Below are 15,089 nucleotides of genomic sequence, written 5' to 3'. Positions count from 1 at the left end.
CCAAAAAAACCGGGTCACGAGGACCCGGTTTCTTGCACGTTGGTCAGCTAGGCCAGGAGGCCCCAGAGGAAGACGCCTATGATCAGGCGTCAGCCTTGAAGCTGCTGGAGTTGAGGCTGGTCACACCGGCGAAGGTGACGGTCGACTTGTCAGCCAGGGTGATCGTGGTCGAGCCGCCCGCGGTGACCGCAGTCGACAGGGCATTCTGGACCTCGTTGGCGCCGTAGCCATACAGATAGACCATGTTGCCGGCCGCGCTGCCGAAGTCGCTGATGGTGATCGTCGCCTGGCTCATCGTGCCGTTCGCGGCAATGATGAACTGGTTTGCAGCGCCCGAACCGCCGCTGAGGGTCTGGTTGCCCAGGCCCGCGACCAGCGTGTCCGCACCGGTTCCGCCACCGATGCTGTCGTTTCCGGCGACGACCTGGTTCGAGATGAACCCGGCGAAGCCCTGGGTGCTGCCGGAGCCGTTCAGCGTCTCGTTGCCCGAACCGGCCACGAGGGTGCCAGCACCGGTGTAGGTGATGTTGGAGCCGTCGGCGCCGAACACCGTCGCGGTGCCGATGCCGGAGTTCACGGTGGCCGAACCCGGGCCGCCGATGAAGGTCAGGGCCGAGCCGCTGCCGATACCGGTGAACGTCGTGCCGGACGTGCCGTAGATGGTCGACGCAGCAGACGCCGTGATGGTGTCCGAAAGACCGGCGAAGACAGTGGACGGACCGTTGAGCGTGTAAAAGCCGTCGGTGCCGCCCGTGATCGAGGACGCGCCCGTGCCGCCGGCGATGCTGGTGCTGGTCCCAGCCGAGTCGTCAACGAGCGAGGTGCCGCTGCCACCGTAGATCGTGCTGGCCGTCCCGGACAGGGCGATCGTGTCGTTGCCGGTGCCGGCGATGATGCGATCGGTGCCGTCGGACTGGACGGTATCCGCGCCCGCTCCGAGGGTGATCAGGTTGTCGCCGGTGCCGCCGTAGATGTAGGTGTTGCCGGTGCCAGCGAAGATGCTGTCATTGCCGTCGCTGGTGGCGACCTGGTAGGTGCCCGCGCCCGACCCGATGAACAGGTTGTTGCCGCCGCCGGCGACGAACGTGCCGGACTCGTTGCCGGAGATGAAGGTCGCGCCGCCAGTCCCGACCAGCGTGCTGAGCGTCGTGCCCGCGCTGGCGCCGGATGCGTCGATGAACACCTTGCTGCCGGTGTCGGTGACGAAGTGGTCGTAGCCCGACGGGAAGGTGTAGAAGCCACCCGAGCTCGCGACATACTCATTGACCATCGAGCCACCGGTCGGTGCCGGAACGCCGACGCCGTTGCCTTCGGCTGCGAACAGGTTGCCACTCGCAGACGCGCCATTGACCGCAGCCTGGTAAGCTTGCGCCAGCGAGTAAGCCTGGCTCCCGTTGACGGTAACGGGGATGATATGCCCCGCCGCGCCTAAAACTGTTACAACATTCACCATCGCTTATTCCCCTGTCGCTCTCGCGATTGCCCTGCGGCAACCAAGCTCACCAACACGTGCACCATTAACCTATCCAGGATTATGCCGCAGTGCAACCAAAAAGCCCTACCACGCCCAAACTTAAAATTGACTGAAGTCGACAAGTTTTGAGAGATTTGCCCGAATTCAGACCTGGAGTGATAGTCGTCCGAGCATAAGCAGCGGCGGCGTGCCGGGTTCCTAGGTATATTCGAGCAGCTACGGTGGATTGTCCAGGTAGTTCGGTGGTCCTCGCGAAACTTCCCGCCACGGGCACTTCTATATTGACGATATGTTACAGTTACGGCACGCAATCCGAAGCATGTCATTGAAACCGCATTCACCCCCGATTGACAAAGCACCCGGGGCGCCAGCGGTGGGACCGCTCGAAATCGTGACGCAGGATGCCATCCCGCTTCTGCTCGATCCCGCTCTCGACCAGGTCTTTACCCGTCCCTCCCGCCTTGGCGTGGACAGCGCCTGGTACGGCCACCTGGCATTTGCCGGCTGGCTCGTCAGGGCGCTGGAGCCTCGGCTGCTGGTCGAGCTCGGCACCCATTGCGGGGTTTCCTATGCCGGCTTCTGCGATGCCGTGGTGGCAGGCGACCTGGCCACGCGTTGCTTCGCGGTGGATGGCTGGGCCGGCGACGAGCATGCCGGCTTCTATGACGAGACGGTACTGGCCAACCTCAGGGCGTTCCACGACACCCGCTACGGCACCTTCTCGCGGCTGCTGCAGATGCGCTTCGACGACGCCGTGTCCCGCTTCGCCGACGGCAGCATCGACCTGCTGCACATCGACGGACGCCACCGCTTCGAGGATGTGGCGCATGACTACCGGACCTGGCTGCCGAAGCTGTCGCCCCGGGCGATCGTGCTGCTGCACGATACCAACGTCCGCGAGCACGATTTCGGGGTATGGCGATTCTGGGCCGAGCTGGCGGGGCGCCATCCGAGCTTCGAGTTCCTGCATGGCCATGGGCTCGGGGTGATCGCGCCGGGCTCGGCACCGCCGGAGTCGTTGGCGTCACTCTGGGCGCTCGCTGCCGACCCGGCCGGGACCGCACGGCTGCGCGACCGCTTCGCCCTGCTCGGCGAGCGCTGGGAGGTCGAGTTCCAGCGGGTCGTCGATGCCCGCGATCGCCAGGCGCTGGCCGTACAGGCCGCCACGGCGGAGCCTCTCGCCGCGGAACTGGAGCAGGCCACCGCCGAGCTCGTCCGGCTCAAGGCCGAGAGCGACACGCAACGCGAGGCACTGCAGGCGCTGCAGGAAGCTCACCACCGGCTTCGTGACGACCTGGCGCACAGCAAGCTGGACCGTCATCGCCTGAGCGCGCACCTGGGGGCCCTCGAGACCGCCGAGCGGGTCCGTGACCAGGCCGCCCAGGCGCAGACCCAGGCGGCCCGGGCTGCGGATGCCGCGCTCCTCGAGCTGACCGCTGCGCATCGGGCCTCTATGCAGGCCTTGGAGCAGGCTCATCTCGAGCGCGAAGCGATGCTGGCGGCCGAACACGCCCGTCAGCTTCAGGTTGCGGCACAGGGGTGGCAGGAAGAGCGTGCGCGCCTGCAGGCGGAGGCGGCAGCGGCGCGCGTCGAGCGTATTCGCCTGCAGAACGACCTCGAAGCGCTGCAGGCCTCGGCGTCCTGGCGGCTGACCCGGCCGGCCCGGATCGTGCTGTCGAGGTTGCGCGGCCCGGATGCGCTGCCGGCAGTTGCGCCGCCGAGCGATCCGGCGCCACCCGCACTGCCTGTCGAAGCGGACGCACCCGTGCCGGAACCGTTGGCTCTCCCCCCGGAGGCGGCGGACCACGCCGTCGCCCTCGCCGGACCTGAAGCCCGCGAGCCCGAGGCGGACGTCCGCGTGCCTGAGGTCACGGCACCGGCCACCGACGCAGATCCGGCACCCGCCCGGCTCGGCTGGCGTCCGATCAGGCGGATCCTGTTCGTGGCCGGCGAGCCCGGCACTCCGGGGGCGACCTATCGCACGCTGCGCAACGCCGCCGCCTGCGCACGGCTCGGCTACCAGACCGAGACGGTCGACGTCTTCGACGTCAATCCGGGCAACCTGGGCGCCGCCGATCTCGTGGTGCTGTGGCGGGCGGCCTATAGCGGGCACATCCAGACGCTGATCCGGCTGGCGCACGAGGCCGGAACCCGGGTCGTGTTCGACCTCGACGACCTGATCGTCAAGCCGTCGCTGGCGGTGATCGAAATCATCGACGGTATCCGCACCAACTTCCTGACCGAAGCCGAGAGCCGCTCCTACTTCCTGGGGATGCTGCGCACCCTCATCTCGTGCGATCTCTGCACCACCACCACCCTGGAGCTGGCCGGGCCGATGGGCGAGCAGCACCCCATCGTGCATGTGCTGCCGAACACCTTCGATGCCGCCACCGAACGGGCGTCGCGGCGCGCCGTGCGCCTGCGTGGCGAGCAGGCCGCGGATGGCCGTATCAGGCTCGGCTACGCCGGCGGGACCCGCACCCACCAGAAGGACTTTGCCGAGATCGCCGACGCGCTCGCGCGCGTTCTCTCGCTTCGTCCCGAGACGCTGCTGGTGCTGTTCCGCGACCCCAGCGCCGGCGGCGCCGGCAGCGAGGGCGGGCTGGTGCTGATCGAGGAGTTCCCGGCCCTGCTGCCGTTCGCCGACCGGATCGAGTGGCGCGACATGGTGCCGTTGGCCGAGCTGCCCGGGGAATTGGCTCGCTTCGACGTGTCGCTGTGCCCGCTGCAGCCGGACAACCCGTTCTGCGAAGCCAAGAGCGAGCTGAAATACTTCGAGTCGGCGCTGGCCGGCGTGTGTGTCGTCGCCTCCCCCACCGGCCCGTTCCGCCGCGCCGTGCAGGATGGCGTCACCGGCTTCCTGGCCGACGATGCCGACAGCTGGGAACGCCTGCTGCTGCAGCTGGTCGAGCAGCCGGAATTGCGCCGGCGGATTGCCCGCAACGCCTATCACGACGTGCTCTGGCAGTTCGGGCCACGCCGGCAGTCCGAGCTGTGGTCGCAGCTGCTGACCGGCCTCGATGGCGGTGCCGAGGGTGCCCGGGCTGCGGAACTGGCGCTGCATCGGGGGACCTACCGGGCGTCCGGGCTACCGGAGATCCCCGACAGCGAGCTGCTCTATTGCCACGACTCGCTCGGCGAGGCGTCCGTCACCGTCGGCATGACCTCGTATAACTACGAGATGCATATCGGCGAGGCGCTCGAGTCCGTGCTGGCGCAGACGCTCGATGCGCTCGACCTGGTGGTGGTCGATGACGGCTCGCGGGACGGGTCGGTGCCGCTGCTGCTGGACTGGGCGGAACGCAACCGGCTGCGCTTCAACCGGGTGCGGATCCTGCGGACGCGCCGCAATGCCGGCCTCGGGGGGGCGCGCAACGTGGTGTTCGACCAGGCCGAGACACCGTGGATCATGGTGCTCGACTCCGATAATCGCCTGGCACCCGAGGCCTGCGAGCGGCTGCTGCGGGCGCTCGATCAGGAGCCGCTGGCCGGCTTCGCCTATCCGCACATCCGCCAGTTCGAGGCCAAGCAGGAGCTGATGGGCGCGGGAGACTTCGATCCGTTCCACCTGGCGTCGGGCAACTACATCGATGCGATGGCAATGATCGCGAAATGGGCGTGGGCCAGCGCCGGCGGCTATTACGTGCGCCGCGACGCCATGGGGTGGGAGGATTTCTCGCTGTGGTGCCGCCTGGTGGAGCTCGGCCAGTTCGGCATCGCGGTGCCCGAGGAGCTCGCCGAGTATCGCGTCCATCCCGGGTCGATGGTGAACGCGATCACCGAGCAGGACGCCAACAAGCGGCTGATGGTCGAGTTCGTTGAAACCCGCCACCCCTGGCTGCGGCTCAAGGTGCGCGGGGCGAGGCAGCGGCTCTGACACTCGTCGTGAAGGGTGCGCGCTGCCTCGTGCTGGGCGCTGGCGGCTTCATCGGCACAAATCTCTGCCTGGCGCTGCGGGCGGCGGGAATCGACACCACAGGTTTCGGGCGAAAGTCGCGCCCACCGCCCGCACTCGCCGGGTTGGACCGGATGCTGTGGCTGGCCGGCAGCATCGAGTCGCTCTCCGACCCGGACGCCTTGGTCGCCGGCCACACCCACGTGTTCGACCTGATCGGCGCCGGGCTGCCGAACAGCTCCAACGACAACCCGGCGCAGATCGTCGCCGACGGCCTGCCACCGAAGGTCCGGCTGCTCGAGGCCTGCCGGCGCCAGGGTGTGCAGCGGACCGTGTTCGCCTCGTCCGGCGGCACCGTGTATGGGCCGGCCGGAGACGCGCCGATCCCCGAGACCGCCGCCACCGAGCCGATCTCCGCCTACGGCATCGGCAAGCTGACGGTCGAGAAATACCTGGCGCTGTACCGGCATCTGTACGGGCTCGAGTACCGCGTGCTGCGGATCGCCAATGCCTACGGCCAGCACCAGGACCCAAATCGCGAGCAGGGCCTGGTGGCGGCTGTGCTGCACCGGCTGCTCGGGGCCGGGGCGATCCCGCTCTGGGGCGACGGGGCGGTGATCCGCGACTACCTGCACATCGATGACGTCGTCGCGGCGTTCCTAGCCGTGGCGTTCCTGGAGGCAGAACCGGGGGCGGATGCGTCGCGGCTGTTCAATGTCGGCAGCGGGATCGGCCGAAGCGTGCTTTCAGTGATCGAGGATGCGGCCCGCGTCACCGGCTGCCGGCCGATCCTGGACCGGCACCCAGGGCGCTCGGGCGATGTGGCGGTGAACATCCTCGACAGCACGCGACTGCAGCGGGAGACCGGATGGGGACCGCGGGTCGGCTGGGAGGATGGCCTCGCACGCACTGCCGCCTGGCTGCGAACGCCACGCTAGAACCCGCCGATTGGGAGGCATCCGAGCCACGCCCTGCTGCGTTGTCCGGGCGTTGGCTGGGTGGCGAGGCGGGACGGCGATGCATCTGAGTGCTGTCACCATCGTCAGCCTGTTTGCGGCGACCCTGTCGATGATCAGCTACGTGCCGCAGGCCTGGAGCATCATCCGAACCCGCAACACCGACGGCATCTCGCTCAAGATGTACCTGATCACCGTGGCGGGGTTCTGCACCTGGCTGCTGTACGGGATCCTGCAGCGACAATGGGCGATCATCGTGCAGAACATCATCTGCCTGGTGCTGTCCGCCTTCATCCTGATGATGAAGATGCTGCCGCAGGAGCAGAAGGAGGCGGTCGCCGAGACGCTGGCGCCGGTGGTCGGCGCTACCGACGACGAGCGCTCGCCGGAGACGTAATCTCACACGCGTGATGCGTGGCACACGGCTTGCTCGGGGCACGTGACGCCTTTGCCGCGAGTTGCCGATCATGCGCTGCAGCCTCACCGCCCAAGCGACCCGCCGTCCGGTGGCGGCACTCTCCGATGAGTACCCGGCCGGGTTCCTGGATCCGCGACATCGGCACGGTCGCGCACAGCTGCTGTTCGCCGCTGCCGGGGTGATGATCATCACCACCGATGACGGGTCGTGGATCGTGCCGCCGCAACGTGCACTCTGGCTGCCTGCGGGCACCGAGCACGAGGTGCTGTGTCGTTCCGCGGTGTCGCTCCGCACCCTCTATGTCGATGATCACGCCGTGCACGGCCTGCCGCCGGCGCCGCGGGTAATCGAGGTGTCGAGCCTGCTGCGGGCGCTGATCCTCGAGGCGATGACGGTCGATCCGGATTATGCGGTGGATGGCCGCGACGGGAGGATCATGCGGCTGATCCTCGACGAGATCTGCCAGGAGCCGATGACGCGGCTGTTCCTGCCGATGCCGGACAATCCGCGGCTGTTGCGGGTGTGCCGGTTCGTGCTCTCCAACCTGGCCGAGAGCGGCGACCTGGATGCCTGGGCGGATCTTGCCGGGATGAGCCGGCGGACGATGACGCGACTGTTCCGCGACGAGACCGGGCTCAGTCTCGGCGCCTGGCGGCAGCAGGCGCGGCTGGTGACGGCCTGCGCGAGGCTGTCGGAGGGTTGTTCGGTGGCACAGGCCGCCTGCGAGGTCGGTTACGACAGCCCGAGCGCGTTCACCGCACTGTTCCAGCGCGTGTTCGGCACCACCCCAAGCCTGTACATGCGTCATGCAGCCGTTGCGGAACCCGCTAGTCGGGAGGCAACGGCACCAGCCGCCTGATCAGGGCGGCAATCGCGCGGGCACCGAAGTTGGTGTCGCCGGCGGCGGTGAGCGCTGCCAGGACGCGGCGGCGATCGTCGGGGGTATTGCCCTGGCCCAGCCGGATCTGTGTGTCGATGCGCTCGATGTCGATGCCGAAGCCCACGATGTAGGGCATCAGCCGCTCGGTGTACGGCACGACCTGGCTGCTGTTCCAGTCGCTGCCCGGGGGTTCCAGTTCGTCCGAAAGCCGCTCCACCATTGCCCGAAGCGCCGACTGGTCGGTGATCAGCACGGCCCTGCCCCGCACCTGCACCGCTACGTACAGCCAGGTCGGCGCCCGCGGACGGGTGCCGTACCAGGACGGCGAGACATGCGCCTGCGGGCCAAGGAAGGCGACGCTGCATTCCGGTCGCGCCTCCAGAGCCTGCCATTGCGGGTTGCGCCGATCGACATGGCCGATCAGCCGGCCACCCCGGCCGGTTTGCGGGTCCGCACCCTCGGCATCCACCATGAATGGCAGGTGGCTGGCATCCGGTGCGCCGACGCCGTCCGGTGCCGCCGTCATCAGCGTGCCGGTGCGGATCTCGCGGATCAACGCGAACGCGGTCGCGGCATCGTCGAGGCGGTACTCGTCGGGGATGAACATCGGCCGGCCTCAGGGTGCCGGCATGGGGCGCAGGTCCAGGGTCGCGCGCAGCCAGGCGGCGGCGTCCCGGAATGCCGCTTGCGCGGTCTCCGAGATCGACACGGCTTCGAGGAAGCTGTGCAGCATGCCGTCATACACCCGCGTCTCGACCGGCACGCCGGCCGCCTCGAGTGCCCGGGCCAGGGCCAGGTTCTCGTCGCGCAACACGTCGCATTCGGCGATCGCCAGCAGGGTCGGCGGCAACCGGTCGAGCCGGCCACGCAACAGCGCCACGCGTGGGTCCTGCCGGACCGCCGGGTCCGGCGCATAGCCCTGCCAGAAGCCGCGCATCTCGTCCCGGGTCAGGTTGTATTCGGGGCCGCCATAGATCCGGTAGGACGGCCAGTGGTCCTCCGGGTCGATTGCCGCGTAGTTCAGGACGATCGCCTGCACCCGGCCGGTGTCGCCGGCGTCGCGCAGGGTCAGGCATGCCGCCATCGCGAGATTGCCGCCCGCGGAGTCGCCGCCGATCGCCAGCGGGAGCGCGGCCGGGTCGAAGCCGAGCCAGCGTGCCGTCGAAGGGTCGCGCATCAGTCCCAGCAGCGCCGTCACCTCGTCGACCTGGCGCGGAAAGACGGCCTCCGGGGCCAGCGTGTAGTCGATGCCGATCACCGCCATTCCGGAGAGCGCCGCGTATTCGCGCATCACTCGGTCATGCGTGTCGATCGAGAACAGCGTCCAGCCGCCGCCATGCACATACACCAGCACGCCGTCCGGACGCTCGGTCGGCACATGGACGCGGAGCCGCAGCGCCATGCCTCCCGCCTCGACGACGTGATTGCGCGTCTCGTGCATGAACGGGCCGCCGACCACCCACGGCACGCGCACCTGCTCGGCGATCGCCCGCGCCTCGGCAGTCGGCAGGGCGTGCAGCGGCGGGTGCCGGCCGTATGCGTCCGCAAGCGCGTCGCGGAAACGGATCATGTCGGGAGCGGGTGGCCGGGGCGTGGGCGACCCGGACTTGGGCAAATCGGCGGACATGGCTTCCTGCGGTTCGGCTCGCGGCAGCTGCACGATGTGCCGGAGCACCCTGGTAGCTGGCCGCCACCATGCGCGCCATGCGCGGCCGGGCCGTTGATCGTCGGTCCCGGGCCGAAACGATGCCGTGGCCCGCAGGTTGGCCCGGGCACAACGAGGATCGGCCTGTTCGAGAGCGCGCGGGTGGCGCTGCGGTGCCTATGCTGCGGACATCATTCTCGCGTCGCCGCCCGAAGGGAGACCGCATGCCGACCGTGTCCAGCAGGTTGTTCCGACGCAAGACACCCGATGCGATCGCCCGCGAGACTGGCGAGACCGGCATGCGCCGCACCCTGGGCCCGGTCCAGCTGACCCTGCTCGGCGTCGGCTCGATCATCGGCGCCGGCATCTACGTCATGACCGGCAATGCCGCCGCCAATTTCGCCGGGCCGGCGATCCTGCTGTCGTTCGTGCTGGCCGGGCTTGCCTGCGTGTTCGCCGCCCTCTCCTACGCCGAGCTCGCCTCGACGATGCCGGTGGCGGGCTCGGCCTACACCTATGCCTACGTCACCACCGGCGAGCTGAGTGCGTGGGTGATCGGCTGGCTGATGCTGCTGGAATACGGCATCGCCGGGGCCGCGGTGGCGTCGGGATTGTCCGGCTATCTGGCGTCGCTGCTGTCCGATCTCGGCGTGCATGTGCCGGCCGCACTGCATGTCTCGCTGGTCTCGACCGTCTCGACGCCGGACGGGCAGCACCTGGTGTGGGGCGGCGGCGTCAACGTGCTGGCGGTGGCGGCGATCGTCGCCGTGGTGGCGCTGCTGGTGCGTGGTGTTGCGGAGTCCGCCGCGGTCAACAGCGTCATCGTGCTGGTGAAGCTCGGGGTGCTGCTGCTGTTCGTGCTGTTCGGCATCGGCGCCATCCACCGCGCCAACTGGGTGCCGTTCATTCCGCCGAACCAGGGTGGTTTCCGCTTCGGCGTGCCGGGCATCTTCCGCGCCGCCTCGGTGATCTTCTTCGCCTATATGGGCTTCGAGACGGTCTCGACCGCCGGCGCCGAGGCCCGCAACCCGCAGCGCGACATGCCGCGCGGCATCCTGTCCGCCCTCGTGCTGTGCACCGTGGCCTACCTGTGCGTCGCCGCGGTGCTGACCGGGGTGGTGCCGTATCAGCGCCTCGGGGTGCCCGACCCGCTGGCGATCGCGGTGGATGCGATGCATCAGCCGCTGCTCGGGCTGGTGGTGAAGTTCGGCGCTGTCGCCGGACTGTCCTCGGTGCTGCTCTCGCTCACCTACGGCCAGTCGCGGATCTTCTACACGATGGCGCGCGACGGCCTGCTGCCGGCGTTGTTCGGCCGGCTGCATCCGGTCCGGCGCACGCCCTGGCTCGGCACCATCGTGCTCGGCGTGTGCATGGCGGCGGCGGCGGCGATCCTGCCGATCGGCATCATCGGCGACCTGGTCAGCCTCGGCACCACGTGCTCGTTCGGCATCGTCTGCGTCACCGTCATCTGGCATCGCAACCGCTTCCCCGATGCGGTCCGGCCGTTCCGGGTGCCGCTCGGCGGCGTCCGCGTGGGTGGTGTCTGGATCGGCACGGTGCCGTCGCTCGGCGTAGCGTTCTGCCTGTTGATGGCGTCGCCGCTGCTGATCGACCTGGTCGCCGAGGCGTCACGCGGCAACATGCTGCCGCTGTCGCTGCTGGTCGGCTACGTGCTGCTGGGTGCGTGCGCCTATGTCGGTTACGGCTATCGGCATTCGCGGCTGGGCCACGATCTGCCGCCGATCGAGGCCCTGGGCGCGGTCTCCGTTACGCCGCCCGGTTGATTGGCCCATCCGGTGCGATGTTCGGCCCGCCTGCGCGAGACGATGGTGTGCGGATCGAAACATAATTCGCGGAGACGGAACGAAGTCACTGCACAGGATCCGACCGCGATGAACACAGGCATGAACATCCGGGTCCTGCACATGCGGATTCGCAGCACGACCCGGTTCGCACTCATGCTGGCCGGAGGCACCGCACTCGCCGGAGTATCCCAGGCGCCTGCGCACGCGCAGAGTTCAAAGCCGGTGCAGGCCGCCACCACGGGCCCGGCTGCCGCGGGTCCGCGCGCCACCACCCCGAACCGCACCGGCGCCAACGCTGCCACCGTGCCCGATCAGCCGGAAAGCATCACCGTGTCGGCGGGCAAGCGGCGCCAGCGCACACGGGATCTCGCCGGCTCGGTCACCGTGCTGACCGGCCGCCAGCTGCAGCAGCTCGGCGCCACCAGCTACGCCGATTACCTGCGCTTGGCGCCGGGCGTGGTGTTCAGCGAAGGCACGCCCGGACTGTCGACCGCCGCCTTCCGCGGCATCACCGACACCAACCTGCTCGACCAGGGTCAGGGCACCACCGGCTATTTCCTCAACGACATCCCGCTGGCAGAGCCCGGTTTCGCCATCGCGATCCCGGATATCGATACGTTCGACGTCAACCGTGTCGAGGTCCTGCGCGGCCCGCAGAGCACGTTGTTCGGCTCCTCGACACTCGGCGGCGCGATCGACTACGTGGCCAATACCGCCGATGCGAGCAAGATCGACGCCGCCGCGCAGAGCGTGTTCGAGGGCACCGAGGGCGGCGGCACCGGATACTCCGAGAAGGTGATGGTCAACGTGCCGATCGTCACCGACACGCTCGCGGTACGCGCGGTGCTCGATTACCGGCAGGACCCCGGCTACGTCAGCAACAGCGGCACCGGCGAGAAGGACGGCAACGAGGACCTGGTGCGCAACGCCCGTGTGAGTGTGGTGTACACCCCGTTCGAGGGCACCAAGCTGACGTACCTCTATCTGGCGCAGAACAACAAGATCTCCGACCAGGGCTACACCTCTCCGGACGGTGTCGGGCTGTACTACAAGGATACGGCGATCGCCGAGCCGTACTACACCTCGACCCAGATGCATTCGCTGCGTCTCGACCAGGAGCTCGGCTTCGGCACGCTGACCGCGCAGGCCGCCTTCCTGCGCAAGGGCGAGTTTCTCGGCGCCGACGCGACGCCGTTCTATGCCGGCACGCTCGGCACGCTCGGTCCGTATTCATCGCCGCAGACCGGCGACAGCAAGTCGATGTACTACGAGCTGCGGCTCACCTCGCGCAGCGACCAGAAGCTGACCTGGATCGTCGGCGCCGCGTATTACCGGGTCTGGAAACGCATCGACGACCTGCTCGGCGCGGACGGCGCGCGCAACTACCTGACCAACCTGTATGGTCCTGCCGTGGCCGGCATCGACACCATCGACCAGAGCAACTTCTACGAAGGCATCGCCAACTACGACGGCGCCGAGGAAGCGGTGTTCGGCGAGGCGTCGTATCATTTGCCGTTCAACATCACCGCCACGTTCGGCGGACGGCTGTACTGGACCAACCAGACCGCCTCGGTGTCATCCGCCGGCTATTTCTATGACGGCACCATCTCGTCGAGCAGCTCGATCTCCGACAAGGGTTTCCTGCCCAAGGGCGCGCTGCGCTGGGAGCCGAACCGCAACTTCATGGCATACGGCCTGGTGTCGGAAGGCTACCGCTTCGGCCAGCCGAACCTGAACGCGCCCGAGCCCGGCTTCACCTATCCGTCCGGCACCACGTCCGACACGCTGGTCAATTACGAGGTCGGCGTTCGCGCGGGGTTCTTCAACAACACGCTGGTGTTCGAGCCGACCCTGTACTGGATCGACTGGAGCAACATCCAGGTCCGCCTGACCAGCCCGGACGGCACCACCTACGGCGCCAATGCCGGCGACGCGGTCAGCCGCGGCGGCGAGTTCGCCACCACGTGGACACCGGTGCGCGGCCTGCGCCTGCAATCCAACATCACCTACAGCGACGCGCACCTGACCAAGACCGTCGACACCGCCAGCGGGATCATCGCCGCCGGGACGCAGCTGCCGACCGCGGCCAAGTGGCAGTTCAGCGAAATCGCCAGTTACATGTTCGACAACCGCTACCATCCGACGATCAGCCTGGTGCATCACTATGTCGGCCACTCCAACGGGGCACTCGATAGCGACTTCGTCGAGGGCGGCTACAACACCGTCGACCTGCGACTCGCGGCGACGCTCGCCAAGACGCAGCTGACCTTCTTCATCACCAACCTGGGCAACTCGCACGGCGTCACCTCAGGCGCCAGCTACGGCGCGCTGCCCGCGGACCAGAACATCTACCTGCTGCGTCCGCGCACGTTCGGCGCCCAGCTCGATTGGCACTTGTGACATCAGCGACCGCATTGCGCTGCGAACGGTGGGCGGACCGGCTGGTCCGTCGGCCGAGCGTCACCGGCACCGCCGACGAGGCGTCGTTCGCGGCGTTCCTGGCCGCACTGCTTCGCGAGAGCCCGGCGTTCGAGGGTTGGCCGGACGATGTCTGGCTGCTCGACGTGCCGGGCGGCCAGCACCCTCGCGCATGCGTGCTGGGACTGGTGCGGGGTAGCGGAACGCAGACCGTGGTGCTGACCGGGCACTTCGATACGGTCGGCACGACGAACTACGGCGACTTGCAGCCGCTGGCCTGCGATCCCGATGGGCTGCTTCCCGCGCTGCTGCAGTCGCTGGATGCGCTGCCCGGCGATGCGGCGGCGCTGGCGCGGGACGATCTGGCGTCCGGGGAGTTCGTGCCGGGACGTGGCCTGCTCGACATGAAGGCCGGGCTCGCCGCCGCCCTGACCGCGATCGAGGGTTTCGCCGCCGACCCGGCCCGTCGCGGCAACCTGCTGTTCCTCGCCGTTCCGGACGAGGAGGCCAACTCCGCGGGTGCCCGAGCCGCCGCTGCCGCATTGCCCGACATCGCCGCCGCGCATTGCCTGGCGCTGTCGGCGGCGATCAATCTCGACGCGGTGGCCGATCCCGACGACGGCAGCGACGGCCGCACCGTGGCGCTCGGCACCGTCGGCAAGCTGTGCCCGAGTGCCCTGGTGATCGGCCGTCCGGTTCATGCCGGTTACGCCTATTCGGGAATTGGTGCCGCATCGCTTGGCGGTGCCCTGGCGGCGGAGATGGAGTGGTCGCCCGAGCTTGGTGAACGCATGGGGGCCACCCTGCTCGGCATGAAGGACGACCGCACGGCGTACGACGTGACCATGCCCGGATCGGTCTGGCTGTACTGGAACGTCCTCACCGAGACGCGCCAGGCCGCGGACCTGCTGGCGCGTTTCGAACGGGTCGCCCGTTGCACCGGCGACACGCTGCTCGCCGAACTCCGCCGACGCCGCGCCGCGGTGACCGGGCGCGACGACGCCCTGGCCCCGGTCACCATCGTGACGTACGCCACCCTGCTGCAGAAACTGCTGCAGGCGCAACCGGACGCGGCCGCGACGATCGACGCCGCGGCCGCCGACCTTGCGCAGGCCGGACTCGACGTCCCGGAGCAATGCCGGCGCCTGACCCTGATGGTGGCGGGTCTGGCTCAGCTGGAGGGACCGGCGATCGTGCTCGGCTTCGCATCGATGCCGTATCTGCCGACGATGCTCGAGGCGCCGCATCTGGAGCCGGCGATCCGGGCGGCGGTGGCCCAGGTGGCGGCCCGGCACGACACCACGATCGGCGTCACCGCCCGGTTCCCGGCGATCTGCGACATGAGCGTGCTCGGGCAGGCGAACCGCTCGGACATTCCGCCGATCGCCGCCAACACCCCGCTTTGGGGCCACGGCCTGGACCTGTCGATCGCAGGGATTCCCATCATCAATGCGGGGCCTTGGGGGCGCGACTACCACACCAGGCTCGAGCGCATGCACCGCGACTACGGCTACGAGGTGCTGCCCGACCTGGTATCGACGCTGGCACGCGCGCTGCTGGATGCCGCACGCGACGTCGACGGACCCTGAGGGACATGC

The 15,089-nt window shown here is 68.6% G+C and carries 10 protein-coding genes; 7 read left to right on the top strand and 3 right to left on the bottom strand.

Annotated elements, in window-relative coordinates; genetic code table 11:
• Positions 1-82 precede the first annotated feature (82 nt).
• Positions 83-1,453, bottom strand: a complete 1,371-nt coding sequence (locus ACOEQ2_RS14100) for a beta strand repeat-containing protein (protein WP_419728602.1) — start codon at positions 1,451-1,453, stop codon at positions 83-85.
• A gap of 412 nt (positions 1,454-1,865) precedes the next feature.
• On the opposite strand from ACOEQ2_RS14100, the gene ACOEQ2_RS14095 reads away from it, so the two are divergent.
• The 4 genes from ACOEQ2_RS14095 (at position 1,866) to ACOEQ2_RS14080 (ending at position 7,602) form a co-directional block, all read left to right on the top strand.
• Positions 1,866-5,351, top strand: coding sequence for a glycosyltransferase (locus ACOEQ2_RS14095; RefSeq protein ID WP_419728601.1), 3,486 nt, complete (start codon positions 1,866-1,868; stop codon positions 5,349-5,351).
• Between the two features lie 8 nt (positions 5,352-5,359).
• Positions 5,360-6,307, top strand: a complete 948-nt coding sequence (locus tag ACOEQ2_RS14090; RefSeq protein ID WP_419728600.1) for an NAD-dependent epimerase/dehydratase family protein — start codon at positions 5,360-5,362, stop codon at positions 6,305-6,307.
• Positions 6,308-6,386: 79 nt separating this feature from the next.
• On the top strand, positions 6,387-6,722 hold the full coding sequence (locus ACOEQ2_RS14085) for a SemiSWEET family sugar transporter (RefSeq protein WP_419728599.1): 336 nt from the start codon (positions 6,387-6,389) through the stop codon (positions 6,720-6,722).
• Positions 6,723-6,792: 70 nt separating this feature from the next.
• Positions 6,793-7,602 (top strand): AraC family transcriptional regulator, encoded by an 810-nt coding sequence (locus ACOEQ2_RS14080; RefSeq protein WP_419728598.1) that lies wholly within the window; start codon positions 6,793-6,795, stop codon positions 7,600-7,602.
• Here ACOEQ2_RS14080 and ACOEQ2_RS14075 read toward each other — a convergent pair.
• Entirely contained in the window at positions 7,571-8,230 is a 660-nt protein-coding gene (locus tag ACOEQ2_RS14075) for an FMN-binding negative transcriptional regulator (protein WP_419728597.1), read from the bottom strand. The genes ACOEQ2_RS14080 and ACOEQ2_RS14075 overlap by 32 nt on opposite strands.
• 9 nt (positions 8,231-8,239) lie before the next feature.
• Complete coding sequence (locus ACOEQ2_RS14070) at positions 8,240-9,250, bottom strand: alpha/beta hydrolase fold domain-containing protein (protein ID WP_419728596.1); 1,011 nt, start codon at positions 9,248-9,250, stop codon at positions 8,240-8,242.
• A 242-nt stretch (positions 9,251-9,492) separates the two neighbouring features.
• Between ACOEQ2_RS14070 and ACOEQ2_RS14065 the strand changes: the two genes are divergently transcribed.
• From ACOEQ2_RS14065 to ACOEQ2_RS14055, 3 genes are all read left to right on the top strand, one after another.
• Positions 9,493-11,052, top strand: a complete 1,560-nt coding sequence (locus ACOEQ2_RS14065; protein ID WP_419728595.1) for an amino acid permease — start codon at positions 9,493-9,495, stop codon at positions 11,050-11,052.
• A gap of 108 nt (positions 11,053-11,160) precedes the next feature.
• The gene (locus tag ACOEQ2_RS14060) at positions 11,161-13,473 is read left to right on the top strand and encodes a TonB-dependent receptor (RefSeq protein ID WP_419728594.1); all 2,313 of its coding nucleotides are present in this window, start codon (positions 11,161-11,163) and stop codon (positions 13,471-13,473) included.
• A 14-nt stretch (positions 13,474-13,487) separates the two neighbouring features.
• Positions 13,488-15,080, top strand: a complete 1,593-nt coding sequence (locus ACOEQ2_RS14055; RefSeq protein ID WP_419728593.1) for a M20/M25/M40 family metallo-hydrolase — start codon at positions 13,488-13,490, stop codon at positions 15,078-15,080.
• The last annotated feature ends 9 nt before the right edge of the window (positions 15,081-15,089 follow it).

The organism is Lichenicola sp. (genome assembly GCF_965198575.1).
Classification (GTDB): Bacteria; Pseudomonadota; Alphaproteobacteria; order Acetobacterales; family Acetobacteraceae; genus Lichenicola.
The sequence above is the reverse complement of the archived record's forward strand: the minus strand, read 5'-3'. Positions and strand labels throughout refer to the sequence as shown.

Coding starts and splice junctions, on each gene's coding strand:
- ACOEQ2_RS14100 (WP_419728602.1), bottom strand. CDS start 1,453: ATGGTGAATGTTGTAACAGTTTTAGGCGCGGCGGGGCATATCATCCCC.
- ACOEQ2_RS14085 (WP_419728599.1), top strand. CDS start 6,387: ATGCATCTGAGTGCTGTCACCATCGTCAGCCTGTTTGCGGCGACCCTG.
- ACOEQ2_RS14080 (WP_419728598.1), top strand. CDS start 6,793: ATGCGCTGCAGCCTCACCGCCCAAGCGACCCGCCGTCCGGTGGCGGCA.
- ACOEQ2_RS14075 (WP_419728597.1), bottom strand. CDS start 8,230: ATGTTCATCCCCGACGAGTACCGCCTCGACGATGCCGCGACCGCGTTC.
- ACOEQ2_RS14070 (WP_419728596.1), bottom strand. CDS start 9,250: ATGTCCGCCGATTTGCCCAAGTCCGGGTCGCCCACGCCCCGGCCACCC.
- ACOEQ2_RS14065 (WP_419728595.1), top strand. CDS start 9,493: ATGCCGACCGTGTCCAGCAGGTTGTTCCGACGCAAGACACCCGATGCG.
- ACOEQ2_RS14060 (WP_419728594.1), top strand. CDS start 11,161: ATGAACACAGGCATGAACATCCGGGTCCTGCACATGCGGATTCGCAGC.